The sequence below is a fragment of the Effusibacillus pohliae DSM 22757 genome, assembly GCF_000376225.1.
Classification (GTDB): Bacteria; Bacillota; Bacilli; order Tumebacillales; family Effusibacillaceae; genus Effusibacillus; species Effusibacillus pohliae.
Window position 1 is genome coordinate 13,337 of the sequence record NZ_AQXL01000103.1, and the last position, 19,040, is coordinate 32,376.

At 55.5% G+C, this 19,040-nt stretch carries 20 protein-coding genes; 12 read left to right on the forward strand and 8 right to left on the reverse strand.

The window, feature by feature from the left end; all coding sequences use genetic code 11:
- Positions 1–220 precede the first annotated feature (220 nt).
- The 6 genes from C230_RS21220 to C230_RS0104725 all read left to right on the forward strand — a co-directional run bounded on the left by C230_RS21220 (position 221) and on the right by C230_RS0104725 (position 6,879).
- Positions 221–3,148, forward strand: coding sequence for a bifunctional diguanylate cyclase/phosphodiesterase (locus C230_RS21220; RefSeq protein WP_018130883.1), 2,928 nt, complete (start codon positions 221–223; stop codon positions 3,146–3,148).
- A gap of 46 nt (positions 3,149–3,194) precedes the next feature.
- Complete coding sequence (locus tag C230_RS0104705; protein WP_018130884.1) at positions 3,195–4,040, forward strand: sulfurtransferase; 846 nt, start codon at positions 3,195–3,197, stop codon at positions 4,038–4,040.
- The gene (locus C230_RS0104710; RefSeq protein ID WP_018130885.1) at positions 4,030–4,404 is read left to right on the forward strand and encodes a toprim domain-containing protein; all 375 of its coding nucleotides are present in this window, start codon (positions 4,030–4,032) and stop codon (positions 4,402–4,404) included. The genes C230_RS0104705 and C230_RS0104710 overlap by 11 nt, the downstream gene beginning before the upstream one ends.
- A gap of 16 nt (positions 4,405–4,420) precedes the next feature.
- Positions 4,421–5,725 carry an HD domain-containing protein gene (locus tag C230_RS0104715; protein WP_018130886.1) on the forward strand — a complete coding sequence of 435 codons (1,305 nt, stop codon included), beginning with the start codon at positions 4,421–4,423 and terminating at the stop codon, positions 5,723–5,725.
- Positions 5,726–5,729: 4 nt separating this feature from the next.
- Positions 5,730–6,230, forward strand: coding sequence for a hypothetical protein (locus C230_RS0104720; RefSeq protein WP_018130887.1), 501 nt, complete (start codon positions 5,730–5,732; stop codon positions 6,228–6,230).
- 127 nt (positions 6,231–6,357) lie between these two features.
- Positions 6,358–6,879: a DUF2062 domain-containing protein gene (locus C230_RS0104725; protein WP_018130888.1), complete on the forward strand. Its 522-nt coding sequence runs from the start codon at positions 6,358–6,360 to the stop codon at positions 6,877–6,879.
- Positions 6,880–7,158: 279 nt separating this feature from the next.
- Here the strand turns inward: C230_RS0104725 and C230_RS0104730 are convergent, their stop codons facing one another.
- Complete coding sequence (locus C230_RS0104730; RefSeq protein ID WP_156807351.1) at positions 7,159–8,079, reverse strand: DUF5667 domain-containing protein; 921 nt, start codon at positions 8,077–8,079, stop codon at positions 7,159–7,161.
- Positions 8,080–8,231: 152 nt separating this feature from the next.
- Between C230_RS0104730 and C230_RS22365 the strand changes: the two genes are divergently transcribed.
- Positions 8,232–8,384 carry a hypothetical protein gene (locus C230_RS22365; protein WP_018130891.1) on the forward strand — a complete coding sequence of 51 codons (153 nt, stop codon included), beginning with the start codon at positions 8,232–8,234 and terminating at the stop codon, positions 8,382–8,384.
- Positions 8,385–8,663: 279 nt separating this feature from the next.
- Here C230_RS22365 and aceA read toward each other — a convergent pair whose 3' ends face one another.
- Together aceA and gerQ are read right to left on the reverse strand one after the other, a co-directional pair.
- A complete protein-coding gene (gene aceA, locus C230_RS0104750; RefSeq protein ID WP_018130893.1) occupies positions 8,664–9,944 on the reverse strand; it encodes an isocitrate lyase in 1,281 nt (426 codons plus the stop codon).
- Between the two features lie 207 nt (positions 9,945–10,151).
- On the reverse strand, positions 10,152–10,688 hold the full coding sequence (gene gerQ, locus C230_RS0104755) for a spore coat protein GerQ (RefSeq protein WP_018130894.1): 537 nt from the start codon (positions 10,686–10,688) through the stop codon (positions 10,152–10,154).
- Positions 10,689–11,124: 436 nt separating this feature from the next.
- Between gerQ and C230_RS0104760 the strand changes: the two genes are divergently transcribed.
- Positions 11,125–11,517 carry a hypothetical protein gene (locus tag C230_RS0104760; protein WP_018130895.1) on the forward strand — a complete coding sequence of 131 codons (393 nt, stop codon included), beginning with the start codon at positions 11,125–11,127 and terminating at the stop codon, positions 11,515–11,517.
- Positions 11,518–11,607: 90 nt separating this feature from the next.
- Here the strand turns inward: C230_RS0104760 and C230_RS0104765 are convergent, their stop codons facing one another.
- Positions 11,608–12,285, reverse strand: a complete 678-nt coding sequence (locus C230_RS0104765) for a hypothetical protein (protein ID WP_018130896.1) — start codon at positions 12,283–12,285, stop codon at positions 11,608–11,610.
- A gap of 134 nt (positions 12,286–12,419) precedes the next feature.
- Between C230_RS0104765 and C230_RS0104770 the strand changes: the two genes are divergently transcribed.
- The 4 genes from C230_RS0104770 to C230_RS0104785 all read left to right on the forward strand — a co-directional run bounded on the left by C230_RS0104770 (position 12,420) and on the right by C230_RS0104785 (position 15,929).
- Entirely contained in the window at positions 12,420–12,638 is a 219-nt protein-coding gene (locus C230_RS0104770; RefSeq protein ID WP_018130897.1) for a hypothetical protein, read from the forward strand.
- Between the two features lie 162 nt (positions 12,639–12,800).
- The gene (locus tag C230_RS0104775) at positions 12,801–13,694 is read left to right on the forward strand and encodes a (Fe-S)-binding protein (RefSeq protein WP_018130898.1); all 894 of its coding nucleotides are present in this window, start codon (positions 12,801–12,803) and stop codon (positions 13,692–13,694) included.
- Positions 13,695–13,698: 4 nt separating this feature from the next.
- Complete coding sequence (locus C230_RS0104780) at positions 13,699–15,219, forward strand: LutB/LldF family L-lactate oxidation iron-sulfur protein (protein ID WP_018130899.1); 1,521 nt, start codon at positions 13,699–13,701, stop codon at positions 15,217–15,219.
- The gene (locus C230_RS0104785) at positions 15,216–15,929 is read left to right on the forward strand and encodes a LutC/YkgG family protein (protein ID WP_018130900.1); all 714 of its coding nucleotides are present in this window, start codon (positions 15,216–15,218) and stop codon (positions 15,927–15,929) included. Before C230_RS0104780 ends, C230_RS0104785 begins: the two co-directional genes overlap by 4 nt.
- A gap of 81 nt (positions 15,930–16,010) precedes the next feature.
- Here the strand turns inward: C230_RS0104785 and C230_RS0104790 are convergent, their stop codons facing one another.
- The 4 genes from C230_RS0104790 to C230_RS19465 all read right to left on the reverse strand — a co-directional run.
- Entirely contained in the window at positions 16,011–17,741 is a 1,731-nt protein-coding gene (locus C230_RS0104790) for a CocE/NonD family hydrolase (RefSeq protein ID WP_018130901.1), read from the reverse strand.
- Entirely contained in the window at positions 17,741–18,016 is a 276-nt protein-coding gene (locus C230_RS0104795; RefSeq protein ID WP_018130902.1) for a hypothetical protein, read from the reverse strand. The genes C230_RS0104790 and C230_RS0104795 overlap by 1 nt, the downstream gene beginning before the upstream one ends.
- Before the next feature lie 61 nt (positions 18,017–18,077).
- Positions 18,078–18,767, reverse strand: a complete 690-nt coding sequence (locus C230_RS19460; RefSeq protein ID WP_018130903.1) for an arylamine N-acetyltransferase — start codon at positions 18,765–18,767, stop codon at positions 18,078–18,080.
- A 16-nt stretch (positions 18,768–18,783) separates the two neighbouring features.
- Positions 18,784–19,040 (reverse strand): transposase (locus C230_RS19465; protein ID WP_018130422.1); only part of this gene is annotated, 257 nt, incomplete at its 5' end.

Below are 19,040 nucleotides of genomic sequence, written 5' to 3' on the forward strand. Positions count from 1 at the left end.
GCCCCAACGTGGCGACAAGGGAAGCAGAGCCGCAGCAAAAACTGGACCAAACCTATCAGCAGTTCAGCAACTACGCCTCCCAGTTTCCCTACCAGGTGCATTAAAATCAGCCAGACAACGCCCGTTCCACTGGGAGCGGGTGTTTTTTTATCAAAACTTGTCGAATATTTCAAGGATATGGATAATAGAGGCAGGTGCTACTTACACAAGGGGGTCAACTGTGAAAACGTGGAACGTGGTTTATGACCAATCGTTTCGTCTGCCGGAATACCTTGCCGAACACGGTATTCATCCTCGCCTTTCCCTGCTGGTTCAGATTTTTGCGGGTAATCACCGGCAACAGAGAATCGTTTCGTTACGGGACCAACTGCGCCGTTTGCTGCCATCGGCGGTGATTATCGGTGCCACAAGCGACGGCGAGATTGCGGGTGGGAAGGTGACGACGGGGCAGACCGTGATTTCCTTCACCGAATTTGCAAAAACGACCGTCACGTCGGCGGCAGTTCCGATCGCTGCGGCGGCCGACAGTTTTGCGGCAGGGCGGGAGATCGCACAGCGGCTGGTTGGGAGGAACACGAAAGCGATCATTTTATTTGCGGATGGGAGCGCCGTCAACGGCGAAGATTTGCTGAGAGGCGTCGAATCGGTCGCGCCGCATGTAGTGGTGGCAGGCGGGTTGACAGTCGGCTGCATGACGGGAACGCCCGATTTGCTGTTCACCGAGCAGGCGGTCCTCAGCCGCGGAGTGGTCGGGGTTGCGCTGGCAGGCGACGACCTGTATGTCAAGCCCTATTGCCATTTTGCGTGGTCGCCGATCGGACGGACCATGACTGTCACCAAAGCCAGTGTCAATCGGGTATATGAGATCGACCACCAGCCGGCTGTTGAAATCTATCGAAAATACCTGGGAACTGCGGTCGCCGATCGGTTGGCGTCACTTGGCAGCATGTTTCCCCTCGTGCTCCACAAGCACGGACGACTGGTTGCACGGGCCTGTATCGAGTCACACGCGGACGGCTCCCTGTCCTTCGCGGGAAATTTGCAAACGGGCGAACAGGTGCAGTTCGCCTACGCGGACACGCAGTTGGCGTTCGAGTCTTTGGAACGGGCAACGAACGATTTGCAAGCGGTACCTGCGAAATCGATTTTTATTTACGCTTGCGCCGCCAGGCGAAGATGGATGCCCGATCTGGTAGAGGCGGAGATCGCCTCGCTTGAGCGGATGGCCGATACCTCCGGATGCTTCCTGTGCGGCGAGTTTTATCATGCCTCGCCGACCAACCAGTTGTTGAACCAGACAATCACCGGCCTGATCCTTGCGGAGAGCGACGACGTCCGTCGGACGGCCGCCGCACCGGTTGCCGCGATACAGGAAGTGAACGGCACGTGGCACCTGTTGCGGGCCGTTTCCCATCTGGTCAATGTCACATCGGAAGAGCTGCAGCGAAGCAATCAGGCGCTCCAAGAGAGCGAGGAACACTACCGGCGGCTGATCGAATCCTGTCCGATTGGAATCGCCGTTTACCACGATGACAAAATTGTTCTGGCGAACAAAGCGGGCGGCAGGATTGTGGGGGCGGGGAAGCCGAGCGATGTGATCGGCCGGTCGATTTTCGATTTTATTCATCCGGACGACCGGGAGGCGGTCAGGCAAACGATCGTTCGCAGAATCCGGCACGGGGTGGATGAGGAAATCCAGGTCAGGCGGCTGGTTCGCCTGGACGGGCAGGTGATTGACGTTGAGACGGTGACGATTCCGTTTCAATTGGGCGGGAAACCGGCGGCCCAAATTTTTCTCCAGGATATTACCGAACGCAAACGGTATGAGGAACAAATCAGGCACCAGGCGTACCATGACACGCTGACCGGGTTACCGAACCGGGCGCTGTTCAGCAAATACCTGGAGGAAACGCTCGCGAAGGCAAACCGGGACGGCCGATTGGTCGCTCTGATGTTTCTTGATTTGGATCGTTTTAAAACGATCAACGACACATTGGGGCATACGGTCGGTGACAAACTGTTGTGCGCCGTTGCCGAACGGTTGCAGCATTGCGTCGGCGAGCCGAATTTTGTCGCCCGCCTGGCCGGGGACGAGTTTACCGTTCTGCTGCCGGGGATCAATCGGGCGGAGGAGGCGGTTGCCGTCGCCCGCAATGTATTGGATGCGCTGAATCAACCGTTTCGCATTCAGGAATCGGAACTGTTTGTGACTGCCAGCATCGGGATCAGCGTCTATCCGTCTGATGGAACGACCGGCGAATTGTTGATCAAACATGCAGATGCAGCCATGTACCGGGCAAAGGAACAGGGAAGCAATCACTACCAGATTTTTACTCCTGGCATGAAGGAACAGGCATTTCGCCGTCTCCAACTGGAAAACGCGATTCGCAAGGCACTCGAGCGAGGAGAATTTTACCTGCTCTATCAACCGCTGGTGGATGCGGAAAGCGGGCGGATTGTCGCCACCGAGGCATTGCTGCGGTGGGAGAATCCACAACTGGGTGTTGTCTCCCCGGCGGAATTCATTCCAATCGCGGAAGACACCGGTTTGATTATGCCGATCGGGGATTGGGTGCTGCGTACCGCTTGTATGCAGAACCGGTTGTGGCAGGATGCCGGGTATCCGCCGATTCGAATATTGGTCAACCTGTCCGCACGTCAATGTCTGCAGCTCAATCTTGTGGAAAACATCCAGCAGGTGTTGGCAGAAACCGGGCTCGATGCGAGATGGCTGGAACTGGAGATGACGGAGAGCATCATGCAGAATTCAACCGATACGATCGTCACTTTGCAACGGTTGCGCCAGCTGGGAATCCGGATTTCAATTGATGATTTCGGCACCGGGTACTCCTCGTTAAGCTATCTCAAGCGGCTGCCGATCGACGGACTGAAGATCGACCGCACGTTCATGCAGGATATTGCCGACGACCGGAAAAATGCAGCGATTGTACGGGCGATCATCCAGATGGCCCACTGTCTGAACCTGCGGGTGACGGCGGAAGGGGTGGAAACGCGGGAACAGGCCGACTATCTGCGGCAGGTGCAGTGCGACCAGATGCAGGGATTTTTGTTCAGCCGGCCGCTTACGGCGGATGCGATGGAACGGTTATGGATCGCGCGCACGGAAAAGGATTCGGCAGCCCCATAGCGAAATAGTTCCCATGACGATTTTTGGGAGGCGGGGAGTGGAGCGAATGGAACGATCGATCGTCAGTCAGGAATGGGTGAAGCAGCAACTGGAAAATCGGCAGGTGCGAATCGTCGACTGCCGGTTTGTTCTCGGACAGCCGGCGGCCGGACGGCAGGCCTATCTGACGGAACATATTCCGGGTGCCTTGTATGTCGACCTGGAACAGGATCTGTCCGGCCGGAAGCAGCGGCACGGCGGCCGCCATCCGCTGCCGGAAGTGGCCCGTTTGGCCGCCAAATTGGGCGGTTTGGGGATTGACCACAGCGTGCAGGTGGTAGCGTACGATGACCAGGGCGGTGCGATGGCATCCCGGTTCTGGTGGTTGATGCGCTATCTGGGACATACCCGTGCATATGTGATGGACGGCGGATTTTTGCAGTGGAAAGCGAAAGGCTATCCGGTGACGGAAGAACTGCCGAGCGTGCAACCGGCCACGTTTATCCCCCAAGTGCAGAAACACATGCTGGTGAGTATGCAGGAAGTAAAAGACAGGATCGGCAAGCCGGGAACGGTGATCATCGACTCGCGGGAAGCGAAACGGTACAAAGGCGTCGAGGAACCGATCGATCCGGTGGCCGGCCACATTCCGGGCGCCCTCCATTACTTCTGGAAAGACGGGTTGAATGAACAGGGAACGTGGAAGTCGGGCGAGGAGCAGCGGCGGCGGTTTGCCAAAATCGATCCGGCCGATGAGGTGATCGTCTACTGCGGATCCGGGGTGACCGCTTGCCCGAACATCCTGGCGTTGAAAGAAGCGGGGTATCAAAACGTGAAGCTGTACGCGGGCAGTTGGAGCGACTGGATCAGCTACCCGGACAATCCGGTCGAAAGGGACAAGGATGCGCGATAAGCGCCAGGCTTCCCAGAAGATCATCATCGTCGAGGGCAGGAAGGACAAGGAAAGGCTGCTCCGCATCCTGAACGAGCCGGTGGAGATCATCTGCACGTACGGAACATTAAGCGACCAAAAAATCGAGGAGATCATCTGGCCGCTGCAGGATGAGGAGGTGTACATCCTGGTCGATGCGGACGAGGCCGGCAACAAATTGCGCAGCCAATTGAAGCGGGAGCTTCCGAACGCGAAGCACCTGTATACCCGGAAGATCTATCGGGAAGTGCAGAACACGCCGCTGGAATATTTGGCGGAAATCCTGTTCAACGCCCATTTTGAAGTGGATGAGGATTGGCTGACAGGCGAAGATTCGATATTCTGATGAAGCGGGGACAACGATGAAGACGATCCGTGATCCTGTTCATAACATCATTCAGATTGACACCGAATCGGAAAAGCTGCTGCTTGACCTGATCGACACCCGTGAATTCCAGCGTTTGCGGTTCATCAAACAACTCGGCCTGTCTTCGTTTACCTATCCGGGCGCCGAACACACCCGATTTTCCCATTCGCTTGGTGTAACCCACCTGATGAAACGGTTTATCGATAAAATCGGCGGTTTAAGCGGGGCCACAAACAAAAAATATGCGGAAGAGCTGAACGATCACCGGCTGCTGGCGCTGGCGGCCGCGCTGCTGCACGATATCGGACACGGCCCATTTTCGCACGCGCTGGAAAGAACGACCGGGGTCCGGCATGAAAAATGGACGATCCAGATCATCCTCGGCAACACGGAGATCAACAGCATCCTGGAAAAACACCGCCCCGGCTTTGCCCGCGAGGTGGCGGACGTGATTCAGAGGATGCACGCTTCGAAGGCGGTCGTCAAACTGCTGTCGAGTCAGCTGGATACGGATCGGATCGATTATTTGCTGCGGGATTCAAAAATGACAGGGGCCGGTTACGGTTCATTTGATCTTGAGTGGCTGATCCATTCGCTGCGGATCGGAGAAGTGAACGGCGAGGCGGAGGTCGGCCTTGACTTGGAAAAAGGATTGAGCATCGCGGAAGATTTCGTGATGGCCCGCTACTATATGTATCAAAATGTCTATTTTCATAAAACGACTCGCAGTGCGGAACTGCTGATCGACCGGATTTTTGAGCGGGCGGTCGAACTGCAAAGGGACGGGCAGCTGGAACTGCCGGATGATCTGACCGCCATTCTGGAAAAAGGGATTGCCGCCGATACACTGGACAACTTCATCAACTTGACGGAAAGCACAATCTGGCATCATATCGGCATGTGGCAGCATCACCGTGACCGGATCCTCAGCGACCTGTGCAAGCGGCTGATGCAGCGGCGGCTGTACAAAACGATTTTGACCGATTATGACATTGTCGAACTGTCGGAGCGGGTGCTGGCGATTTCGAAACAGACCGGCATTCCGCACAAATACATTCTGTTCAGGGATGTGGCTTCCAGCAGTTCCTACCGTGATTCGTACATACTGGAATCGCCGAAAACGGAGGAAAACGAGACGGAGAAGGAAGCGTCGGAACAGATCTTTCTGTTTGACCGGACGGGGAACAGCGTGGAACTGTCGCAGGTGTCGGACCTCATCAACCTGATTCGCAACAAGAAAATTTCCATCTCCCGTGTCTATGTGCCCGAAGAATATAAGGATGCGCTGTTGGGAGGATGACATCATGCTTGACGCATCGTACCGGATTTTAAAAATTTTTGATGCGGTCGGCTCGGTTCACGGCCGCAAAAAGTTCCAGAAGATGGTTCACCTGTTGACCAGTTCCGGAGCCGATTTTCCGTTTACATTCGAATATCACCACTTCGGTCCCTATTCGGCGGAACTGCAGGAGGAGATCGCGTTTCTCGTGCAGCAGGGGTTGCTGGCAGAATCGAAGGAAAACGAGGCGTATGTCTACCGGATCACCGAAAAAGGCAGAGCTTTCAAGGAGAACCTGGAGAACAGCGGCGTCTGCCGGTTCCACCTGGCTGAAGCGGTCGTCGCCAGCCTGTCGGAAAAAAATCCACAATTTCTGGAGATGGTCAGCACCTACGCGTTTCTGCTGGAATCGGGATATGACGTGCACAGCGCCGCCGAAAAAGCGGCCGATCTGAAACCGCATTTGCGGGCGCATCTGGAGGAAGCGGTTGGATTTTACCATACGGTAGTGACACAGCAACGGTAGCCAAGCGGGTGCTGCGGTTTATGGGATTCGTGAAGGAGACCTTCCATTAATTTAGGTATTTCAAATGAGGCGGCGGTCGATTATTCTAAAGTATAGTATGAAGCATTTCGATGAGGGGGGAGTTCCTATGGCAAACCCGAAAGCATCCGTGATCAAGCGTGTCGGACGGGCTATCAAACTGCAGTATTTGAAACTCCTCCGGTCTCCCGGTGGCGCGCGAAAGGTCGCAACCGGGTTCGCGATTGGATTTGGTATCGAATTTATGGTGATTTGCACCGCGATGCTGGTGTATATTGTGTTTTATCCGCTGGTTCGGGCGGCCCGCGGCTCGATGCCGGCCGCGCTGATCGGACATGTGATCGCGAAGATGACGCTGCTCCCGATCCCGATGTTGGGAGTTGGCTTATGGATCGGCAAACATCTCTTACCGTTTCGCATCCACATGCCGCATTGGATGCCTTATTGGCTGGCTTATTTTCTTAACCATCAGTTAAAGACAATTGTCGGTATGACGCTGATTTCCGTTGTAATGGGCGCTCTCACATATCCTGTCGCGTATTATCTGTATGAACTGAATCGAAAACGCCGTGCCGCCAAACTGGCCAACCGCAAATACATGCGGGTGCAGAACAACGGTTCGCAGCCGTAAGGCCCGTTTTGCAAGGCTCATCGGGCGGCTGTTTATTTTTCTGTTTTCGCAGTGATGTGCGAAGTTCCTGTTCCGAGATTTTCCCCGATTGAAGGCGAGAGCTGTCACGCTCCTGATCGTACTGCTGCCAGTCTAGTCAGGATGTTGCGAGAAGATTTCTGGCTGATAGAAAAACGGCACCTTTCATGTCCGTTAGGGAGAACTTGAAAGATGCCTTTTTGCCTTCGGACTGAACGGCCGGTTATGTAGCTGGCCAAGTGCTTGCTGGCAAGCGGCCGTTTATCTGCCGTTTTCCTGCTCGCCGTGTTCTTTTTTGTCTTTCTCAGCCTTCGGCTCCTGCTGCTTGGTTGCTCCGAGATGCAGACCGTTGTTTTGTTTCACAGCCACACCTGCTTCATCCAACGCAGGCACTTGCACATTCACAGAACCTGCCGATGAAACGGCCATGTGAGCAGTCGCGTTTGCACTGCTGTTGCCGGATGCGCTGAAATTCGCGTTGCTGTTCACATTCATTTGCCCGTCGGCTTTCTGTTTGGTCTCAGGCTGGATCGGCCGCGGTGCGGGAGCAGTCTCCGAAGCCCGGGTTTCCGCATTCGACTTCAATTTGGCTTCCTGCTTGACGATCGCGTTCTCGATTCCTTTCTTGCCCTGTTCCGGAACTTTCTCCAGCAGCCCTTTCAGCACGGTCAGCGAATGCTTTTCCACTTCCAGTTCGGCCGATTCTTTTTGCTCAATCTCCGTTTTTGCCTTGGTATCTTGTTTTTGTTCCGCCTCGCTTTTCGCCTGACGCAAAAGTTGCCGCGCTTTCTCCAGGATTTCGTTGATCGTCTGGATGTACTTCTCGTTGTACTCCGTTTTGCCGCTTTGGTTCAACGCCTGCAATTCGGCGATTTTGGTGTTGGCCTGTGCGAGCAGGCGGTCTGCCTTGGCCTGGTTCTTGAACGTAAACACAAGCTGGATTTGGGCGAAAAATTCTCTCAACTTATACAGGAAGGAATCAGGGTCGACCGTTGAGACGGTTGGCGTGGCACTTGCTGCAGCCGATGCACTGCCGGAAGCGGCGGTGGTCGATGTGGCGGTCGCTGTGGAAGCATTCGTGGCGGCTGTGCCGGAAATGGCTGTGCTTTCGTCCGCGAGTGCCGGAGTGGTACCGGCAATCAAAGTCAGAGCGAGTGTGGCAGATGCCAGCTTCTTCTTCATCGAATCAGATCATCCTTTCTGCTTGGTGTCTGTCATACACATTCGTGAGGGGAAAAATTTTTTTGTCCGATGGACACAAAACAATTTTTGCAAGCGAATTCTGTAATAGAGAATCAAGCGTCGGGGTGGAAATGCCAGAGGAGGAGTCAGCCATGCAAAATCAGCATGTTTTGTTCCAGACTTTGCACATGGTGAAAAATGACACGGAATATCACTTTGGAACACTCGACAAACTGTTGAAAAAATTGGAGAGACGCTTGGAGCGTCTGGAAAAAGAAGTGAAACAACTGCCGAATCTCGAGTGAAAAAGGGCTTTCTCCCGTTCATGCTTGGCCACTGGTTTAAACGGGGAGTCGGACACCGGTCCGGCTATTTTTTATTTCCGACGCGCGACGGGAGTTTGAAAGGTTTTTGATAAATAAAATAGATAAAAGTTTTCTGGGAGTAAGGGAGTTTTTGTCACCTTACAAAAAGATTGCATTGGATACGAACCTTTTCATCTACGCTTTCGAACAGCATCCCCAGTATGGGGAGACGGTCAAAAAAATGGAGCTGCCCCTGAAGTACTGGGACAGCCCCGTTTTTTAGACGGTTTGGAATTGCTCTTCTTCTGTGGAACCGGTGAGAGCGGTCGTCGACGAGTTGCCGCCGGCAATGACCTGGGACACTTCATCAAAGTAGCCGGTCCCGACTTCACGCTGGTGACGGGTTGCAGTGTACCCGAACCGTTCGCTGGCGAACTCCGCTTGCTGCAGTTCCGCATAGGCCGCCATGCCACGTTCTTTGTAGCCGCGAGCCAGTTCGAACATGCTGTGGTTGAGGGTGTGGAATCCGGCCAGTGTGACAAACTGGAACTTGTAACCCATGTCCCCCAATTCGTCCTGGAATCTTCTGATCGTTTCGTCGTCCAGTTTCTTTTTCCAGTTGAAGGAGGGAGAGCAGTTGTAGGCCAGCAGTTTGCCAGGGAACTGTGCATGGATCGCTTCCGCAAACCGGCGTGCTTCCTCCAGGTTCGGTTCGGACGTTTCACACCAGATCAGATCGGCGTAGGGGGCATATGCCAAACCGCGAGCGATCGCCTGATCGAGCCCCGCCCGTACTCGGAAAAATCCTTCCGCCGTCCGTTCGCCAGTAATAAATTCGCGGTCGCGCGGATCGATGTCGCTGGTCAGCAGTGTAGCCGCGTTCGCGTCCGTGCGGGCGATGATGATCGTCGGCACGCCCATCACGTCAGCCGCCAGCCTTGCCGCCACCAGGTTGCGGATGGCCGCCTGCGTCGGGATCAGCACTTTGCCGCCCATGTGGCCGCATTTTTTCTCGGATGCGAGCTGGTCTTCAAAGTGAACGCCGGCAGCGCCCGCTTCGATCATCCCTTTCATCAGCTCGAACACGTTGAGCGGTCCGCCAAACCCCGCTTCCGCATCGGCCACGATTGGGGCGAACCAGTAAATATCCCCTTTTCCTTCCGCGTGTTGGATTTGGTCAGCCCGCTGCAGCGCCTGATTGATCCGTTTCACGACATGCGGCACGCTGTTGGCCGGATAGAGGCTTTGATCCGGATACATCTGGCCCGCCAGGTTGGCGTCTGCCGCCACTTGCCAACCGCTCAGGTAAATCGCTTTCAGACCGGCTTTCACTTGCTGGACGGCCTGATTTCCGGTCAGCGCCCCGAGCGCTTTCACATGATGCTCGGTGTGCAGCAGATGCCACAAACGCTCCGCGCCAAGCCGGGCGAGGGTGTGTTCAATCTGGACGGAACCTCGCAGCCGCACCACATCTTCTGCCGAATAGGGACGGACGACTCCTTTCCAGCGATCCGACTTCCAACTTTCTTCCAGTTCCCGAATAGCCTGTTCCCTTGTCATGTTTCTCTCCTCCTCAACGTTTCGGACTTATTGTTATATAACAGAATTATGTTTATGTCTGTAATGTAACACAGTCGTGATCGCTTGGCAACCATCTTTTTAAGATTCAAACAAGGGAAAAAACAGGATGGGCATTCTCTGCTTCCAAACAAAAAACGCCCGGCATCAAGCCAGACGCAAGGAGGAGGCGGAGATCACACGAAAGGTTCAATCGCGCGCCATCTGTGCGGGAGCCGCCACGCCGGGAACTCCGGTTGTCAACTGCTGTTGAACGAAAGGCGGCAGACGTGGCGGAATGTAGGCAAGCGGTTCGTCGAACTCCACCCAATCGAGATTGATCATCTGCAACAAATAGCGTTTACCGGTTTGCGGATCGCTGATGATGATGTGATCGCGGCCTGCCGTTTCGATTCTGCCTCGGAACACTTTGGCGTTCCACTGTGTGTTGTTTTCAAACGTCATGTAGAACGTGCCGATTTTGCCCCGGTTGAAACGCAGAATGTTTTCGATGTACGATTCCTCCAACCCGGGGATCGGCTGTTCGTCCGCTCCTGGATACATCGGCAGCGGGGTAGGGGTGACCCCGGTCGGGGCGGCAGTCGGCAACTGTTTGCCGGACGGAATCGGCGGCCCGTATTCAGGGGCAGCCGTCGGCGGGACTGCGGGCTGCTGCATGATGCCGTACTGGTAATAGGGATAGTACGGATAAGTCACTTGTCGGTAATCAGGCGTCCAGTAATACAAAGCGGCTCAACTCCTTATTGACTGATTTTTCGGCTTGCGAGCGCTCCCGACTGCCGAAGACGGTGGCAGTTCCGGCGGCCTGCCCGGCCCACAAGCCTCGCGATTTTTTGTTGGAGCATCTGTCGATCGCCCATATGCGAACTACATTACCAATGTATTGCTAAATCGAAAAATGGGAACTTGCCCAACACAAAAAATGGGCGTGAACATCGCCCATTTTCCCGCCATTTCGGATCAAAACTGCGGACCGTGCTACAGTTTTCGACGGAGCCGGGGATCACGTTATGGGCGGCCGCAAAATCAGAAGATGGCGAATCCGCATCCATGCGCCAGCAGCGGTTTTTTTCGGGCCATTGGGCGGATGCAAGAGTCGCAAGCGGGGCCGGCCGTGTACAATGTATTGATATCCCAAGACGAGATGATAGGAGGTTGAATCGTGGCTAAGAAGTTGCGCAAAAACGGGAAACCTCAACCACGAGCGAAGGCCGCTGAAACGCCCAAAGCACAACCCCCGGTCAACGCGATGGACGTGCTGAAAGAGCGGATGCAGCAGGCGAATAAAAGTAGTCTCATGGACGCTCTCAACCAGGTGAAAAATACAAAACCGGAAGAGTGGAAAGACGCTGATCGGGTCAAAGAACTGGCGAAAAAGTTGGCCGGTTCGCTCAATCTGAAAGTCAGTGAAGAACGGCTGGATCAGTTTATGAAAGCGTACAAAGACGCCACCAAGGGCGGCCAACCGCAAGACCCCAAACAGATCCTGCAAAAATACGGACAAGGCAAAATCGATCCGCAATCGATGAACGACATTAACAAATTTTTGAAATAAGAAAAAAGGCTGCGACACGCTCGCAGTCTTTTTGTATCTGCTCCGAGCTGCGGCGGACGCCATTGTGCAGGAAAACGCGAAGCTTTCCTGTTAGGCGTTCGGCCGCGGAGGCTGGGCCCCTGGCGGGTACCCGTAACCGGGTAGTTGCGGGGGATATTGGGGAGGCCCATAGCCTTGCATATACCCGGGCCACGCTGGAACATGCGGCGGTTGCGCCGGCCCCGGTGCGTATTGCGGGTACTGGGATTGCGGCTGCGCCGGGTATCCGGGAGGTTGATTTTGCGGCGCCGGCAGTGTCGGCTGGACGTGCGGTTCGGCTGTTTGCTTGGGTGGCGATTCCTGCGGCGCGGAATTACCGGACGAACCGCCTTTAAAAAATTGGTCGGCCAGCGGCGTGTTCATAAACGCCATCAGCAGGCCGGCCAGGTCGCCGGTCGACAAGTCCTTGCCTTTGCTTTGCATGATTTTCTTCAGGATGCCGGTCTCGTTCAAGGTGTTGGTCGCCTTGTACATCGTTTCCAACCACAGGTCCGCTTGCTGCAAGTATTTAATGCATTGCTTGCAAAGCGCGCTCAAATTGTTCAGGTTGGAAATCGAAAAGAGGTTCGAAGGCAATCCGGACGAGCCGGGGGATTGGCTTTTGGCTGCCGGATTGGATTTGCGCGCGGCCGATTTTTTCCGGGACGAAGCGCCGAGGCTGCGCTTGCCGACGGCCGGCACCGGCTGCAATGCGCCGTTTGATTTCGCATTGGTTTTTCGCGGGTCCACGTTGGCACCTCCTGTCGCAAAGCGTTCCTGCGGTAGACGGTGGCCCTCTCTTCATCGTATGGAACCGGGCGTGCGGGAGTGTGTAAAATGTGGCAGATTGGGCACATTAGAGAAGAGCATTTTCAGGTGGGGTGATGATCGTGTCTCTCTACAGCAAGCACGGAGGCGTTCATTTTGTAAAAAAAGCCAGCGCGCAGGAGATCAACCGGTTTGTGGCAGACCTGCCCGCCGCAAAAAAAGACAGCCTGTTTGAAGTGCTCGGAGAGTTGGACAAGGCGGGGCTGATCTCGATCGTCAACGACGGCCAATTTGCCGATGGGGAAGGCAGGCTGGAAGGTAGCGACAAATGCTGAACGGGAAGAGAGCATGCAATGGAGGCGGCACCCGGATGGAGATGCCGTCTTTGCTGTGCTGTTTTCATCAGGTCATCATACCACTCGCAGGCCGTTTCCGGTATAATAAACATATTCAATTCGCTTTCGACGGAACGGAAACGTGGAGAGGAGGAGATTCGGATGAAGGTGTCGTTGTTCATCACCTGCCTGGCGGATTCGTTTTATCCGCATGTCGGGGAGAGTGTGGTCCGGCTGTTGGATTGGTTGGGGGTGGCGGTCGATTTTCCAATGGGACAAACCTGTTGCGGCCAGCCGGCGTTTAACTCGGGTTACCGGGATGAAGCGAAGAATGTGGCAAAAACGATGATAGAAGCGTTTGCACAAAGCGAATATGTGGTAGGGCCGTCCGGATCGTGCGTCGGCATGATTCACCACTACTATCCGCTGTTGTTTGAGGGAGATGAGAAGTGGGAGGCAAAGGCTCGCAAGTTTGTCAACAAGACGTACGAATTGACGCAATTTATTGTCAACGTGCTGGGAAAAGTGGATTTGTGTGCCCGGGTCGAGGCAACGGCCACCTATCACCCGTCCTGTCATGCGATGCGCATCATGGGGGTGAAGCATGAGCCGTTGCAGTTGCTCCAAAATGTGCGCGGACTGGAACTGGTCGATCTGCCGTTTGCGGAAGACTGCTGCGGTTTCGGTGGCACGTTCGCGGTCAAGATGCACGAAGTGTCCGGCGCGATGGTGGCGGAAAAAGCGCAGCATGTACAGGAAACGGAAGCGGAGATTTTGGTCGGTACTGACATGGGGTGCCTGATGAACATCGGCGGCCGTTTGCGGTACGAGGGGTCTCCCGTCCGGGTGATGCACATCGCGGAGCTGTTGTGGGAAGGCGTGCAGGAAGTACCCAGAGGGCATATAGGGCGACTTGGCAATTTATTGCCAAAGCGCCACTTATACTCTTTGAGTACAAGTCGCGTCACGACAGCAAAGCTGTCGGATCGCGCTATGCACCCAGAGGGCACAAGTCGCGTCACGACAGCAAAGCTGTCGGATCGCGCTATGAGGTGAGAGTATGAGCAGCAAACCGGCGGCACCGTTTAAGGAACGGATTCGGCGCGCGATTGCGGACGAAGCGCTGATCAAAGCGGTGAAATTTACGACCGACCGGCTGGAAAGCGGCAAACTTGCTTCCAGCGCGGCGCTGGGCAACTGGGAACAGTGGCGGGAACAAGGCAGACGAATTCGCTCCCATGTGGTGCAACATCTCGATTATTACCTGGGCCAATTGATTGAAAATGTCAAAAAGCGCGGCGGACATGTCCATATCGCCGACACCGCGCAGGAAGCAGTCGATATTTTCCTGCAGATTGCACGGGAGAAAAATGCGAAGAGCGTTCTCAAATCAAAATCGATGGTGTCGGAAGAGGTGCACCTCAACAAAGCACTGGAGGAATTCAGTGTCAAGGTGATCGAGAGCGACCTCGGCGAATATATCATTCAGCTGTTCGGCGAAGCGCCGTCCCATATCATCATTCCGGCCATTCACAAGAAACGGGGCCAGATTGCGGAGAAATTTTCCGAGATCAGCGGAAAACCCATTTCGGAAGACACGCCGACGCTGGTGAAATTCGCCCGCGAACAGCTGCGCAAGGAATTTTTGACGGCCGATATCGGTGTCTCGGGCTGCAACTTTGCGATTGCCGAATCGGGTTCAATCGTCATGTTTACGAACGAAGGGAACGGCCGGATGATCACGACCCTGCCGCCGGTGCATGTGGCGTTTATGGGCATGGAAAGGCTGCTGCCGTCATTCGAGGATCTCGAGACGTTCGTGAACCTGTTGCCGCGCAGTGCGACCGGACAAAAAATCACGACGTACGTGTCGGTGATGAACGGTCCGCGGCAGGCGGGCGATCTGGACGGAGCGCAGGAATTTCACCTGATCATTGTGGATAACGGGCGCAGCGGGATTTTGGGTGATGACGAGTTCCAAGAGGTTCTCAACTGCATCCGCTGCGGCGCGTGCCTGAACGTCTGTCCGGTCTACCGCCAGATCGGCGGACACGCCTATGGCGATGTGTATCCGGGGCCAATCGGTGCTGTGCTGACGCCGCTGCTGCGCAACGATATGGAGACATGGGGCGATCTGCCCTACGCATCAAGCCTTTGCGCTGCATGCACGGACGCTTGTCCGGTGAAAATACCGCTGCATGACATGCTGGTTCACCTGCGCGCCCGCAAGGTCAGAATGGGCTTGACGCCCCGATGGGAACGGCTGGCGTTCAAAGCGTGGAGCGGTACCTTTGCGAAACCTGGGCGCTACCGGCTGTCGATGAGAGCGGCACGGATGATGGTGCCGTTGATCGCGAAAGACGGATTTATCGAAAAAGGGCCGCTTCACCTGCTGGGCTGGACGCATGCGCGCCATTTTCCGTCACCCGCGAAGCAGACGTTCCGTGAACAGTGGAGCCGGATTGCGGCGGAACTGACGGCGGGGAAGCGGAACGCCGGTGAGGCGTTTGATAGTGCGGGTGGAGAGAGGGCGTCAGAAGGCGGTGCAATGGACGACGGGAAAGGAGGACGGACGGAATGAATAAGGAACAAGCGTTTCTGGAGCGGATCGCCAAACGGTTGGGGCGGACGGAACCACTCAGGCAAAAGCCGGAACGGGATGTGGTGGGAGCACCTGGCTTCTGGCGCGAATTCCGGCTTTCGACGGGGGAGAAGATCGGGCGGTTTTGCGAAAGCTGGCGAGCGCTGACCGGCGTGGCGGAAGTGGTGGACTCGGATGAGCAGGCGATCGAGGTACTGAAACGCTGGGTGCAGGAAGAAAATCTGCAGCGGCTGGTTCGCTGGGACCACCCGGAATTGGAGAAGCTGGGAATCGATGAAGCGTTGGCCCGGGATGGCGTACAGGTGGAAGTGTGGAGCACAAGTCGCGTCACGGCAGCAAAGCTGCCGGATCGCGCTATGATCCAGATGGTGAACGAAGCGGATGCGGGGATTACCTGGGTGGATTACGCGGTGGCCGATACGGGAACGGTGTGTCTGTTCTCATCGCCGGGCAAGGCTCGCTCAGTCAGCCTGCTGCCGCCGATTCACATCTCGATTTTTCGGGCTGAACAGCTGGTCACCCGGATCGGCGAGGTCCTCGCCAAGCTCGACGATATGAACCGGCAAAGCGCGTTGCCGGCCGGCGTCAATTTTATCACCGGCCCGTCCCGCAGCGCCGACATCGAAAACGATCTGTCGATCGGTGTCCACGGCCCGAAAAAAGTGTACGCGCTGATCATTCGCAGCTAATTCAATCGTGAAAAAGCAGCCGGTTAACGGTGAAAAAACAGCCGTCCGCTTGCGGCAACCGACCGCTTTTTCTGCGGGGGATCAGTTGCCGCGAGGGATGATCGGCAAAAGAATCGCCGACGGATACTCCTTGCAATGGTAAATGGTCTGTTCCGCCACGATCATCTCGGAGGCTTTCCCTAACGGGGCGCCGGTGTTCGGGTTGCGGTCGTATTTCGGAAAAGCGCTGGAGGCGATCTCGATCCGAATCTGGTGCCCCTTTTTGAAAACATGCGACGTGTTCCAGCAGTCGATCTCATATTTGTAGATCCGGCCCGGTTCGATCAGCGAAGGGTGTTCCATGCCTTCGCGAAACCGGGCCCTGACCATGCCGTCCGTCAAGCGCTGCGCAAATCCGTTCGGCCACACGTCGAGCAGTTTGACCATAAAATCGGTGTCTTTCGCACTCGACGCAGCATACAGTTCCATCCTGATCGGCCCTGTCACTTCGACATCTTCCGCCAGCGGTGGGGTGCTGTACACCAGCACATCGTCCCGCCGTTCGATCGCCGAATAGTCGTCCGGTCCGCCGATTTGAGCCGATGTCATGTCGGAAATAAACGGCACCGGCCGGCTCGGGTCGTACAAATAACGATCGGATGCGGCTTCTGCCGCTTCCTGATCGGTGCGGCGGGGAGACGCGGGCTTCGCGAGGTCCGGTTGCGTATCCGCATCGGCCAAAGCGGTGTTTGGCTGCTCTACCGACAGCCAACCGTCGCCGAATCGGCTGTTGGCGTGTCCGAGGCTGTGGATATAGTATTTTGTCCACACGGTCCGGGCGAGCGGCCATTCGTGTTCGCCCCGCCATTTGTTGTCCCCCATGACGAAAATGCGAACCGGCGGTTCGTCCATGATACCATTTTGCTTCTCTTTCAGCCAATAGTCGAACCAGCGCAGTTGGTAGCCGCGCAGGTCGATCAGCGAGTCGGGACCGAAATCGAGCTCCCCCAGTTTAGTCGAGCGGTTGATTTGATGCGGCCAGGGGCCCATCAGCAGCTTTTGGCTGTTTCTCGTCTTTTCCGTCGCCGCGTGGTGGGTCATGCCGATGAAGTTGAGCGGCGTGCCGACCTGTTCGTCGTCATACCAGCCGGAGATATGGAGGACCGGCAGGTCGATTTTGTGAAAAGAGGATTGGTAGCAGATCTGTTTCCACCAGTCGTCGAGATACGGGTGTTCAAACTCTGTCCGCCAATGCTCGATGCGGCGGCCGGTCGCCTCGTCCATCGTCACGAGCGGCAGGTGTTGGTAGACCGACTCCCAATCGACCACGTCCACATTTTGCATGATGCGGCCGCTTGTCATGTACAGCCAGCACAGGTGAAACGGGATCGGGATGCCGGTCGGCCATTCCACGAACGGATCGGACGGGGATACTATGCAGATCATCGCCCGCAGGTGAGGGGGCTGGGTCAGCGCTGTCAGCCATTGGATGCGGGCCAGGTAGGAACCGCCCATCGTGCCCACATCACCGGTGCACCAGGGTTGTGCAGCCACCCATTCAATGCTGTCGTGCCCATCCTGCGCCTCGTTGCGGTATGGCACAAATTCGCCGTCCGAATCGCCCCGCCCGCGGACGTCCATGACGATATAGGCATATCCATGTTCAGCAAAATAGCACCCGTTCGCATGGATCTCCTTGCTGGTCTTGCCGTACGGAGTGCGAACGACGATCGCTGGGTGGCGGCCGTCCTGTTTCGGCCGGTAAATATCGGCCGATAAGGCGATGCCGTCCCGCATCGGAATGCGCACATCGCGAAAAATCTGGATCTCCATTACCCGTCTGCCTCCTTCATGATAGATGCTGGCCGCATGCTGTAGAACTCATCTCCATCGGACACGCTTCCTCCGTCGCCGCCCCAGCCGGCAAATGATGAACCGTGATGATGACAATCGGACAGGCTGCTGTCTCCGATGTAACCGGTTCCGCCATCGGTCGGCGGGATCAATCCGGCGGATCGTTTCCTGCTGTCCGCAGCCGGCCGATCGCCCACCAAAACGGTTAGACCTGCAAACAACAAGAAAACAAGAATCAAAAGCGCCATGATCATTGCGATCTCCTTCCCTTACCCGACTACCTTTAGTATACAGGAGCGTTCCAACTTTTGGTATCTACTTGAAAATGGGCAGGCACCTTTTCTCCAAAAACGATAACGCATGGTTAAGCAGATCCCGATCAAATCCGAAGATACCGGAGACCATCGCCAGCCATTTTTCCCGATCTCCGTATCGGTGTTCTTCACTGCCGGTCGAATGCTTGACGATCAATGTATCATTACGCAGCGTATAACAACGGCCGCCTTGGAACAGGGTGGCGTGAATCCCGCGCATAAACAGATTGTCGTCCGTATCCTGAAACGAAAGTTCCACTTCTAGTTGAAAATCGGCCGCCGACAAAGGGGTCCATTCGATCTGCTTGGTCACAAACGAAACGCCGCTGCGCTTCCGGTTGATTTCAAACTGTCGTTCTGCCAGCTTCTTGAAGAAAATTTCCTCGTCAAAAGCGGACAGATAGGGCTCCGCTGCCAAATCAACCGGGTGAAAAAGCGGGGCTGCATATCCGACATCCACATAGTAGGCGGTTCCCTCGAATGTCACCATAATCGCTGCGTGATTGGGGCGAACGCGTATCAAAGCTGCATCAAAGCCAAGGGATTGCAGCAACTCGCCAAAGTTGAAATTGAGGATGTAACAGTTTCCGCCCCAGCCCCGTTCCGCCAGGTTTTCCACAAACGTTTCAACCGGCGGAATCAGCCAGCCGTTTTTCTGGCGGTGTTCGTAATAATAAAATTTGAATATCAAGTTAGCTCCGCTAAGGTCATGATGTGAGCTTCTGGTAGGTGATGGTGTCGGTTGAAACACAGGCTGTCAGCAGTCGATTGAACAACTGGCCTTCAAACCGTCTGCGGTTGGTGCGGAAGCAAAATTCATCCAAATACGATTGCAGGTGCTTGGAAGCCAAGCCATGGTAAGTACCGCCGATAAACGCTTTGGCATTGGAAATCATCGTGTGCAGCCATTTCAGATGATCGGGGTTTTCCTTGGCGTTAAACTCGAGCGGCTGGTGATCGTAAC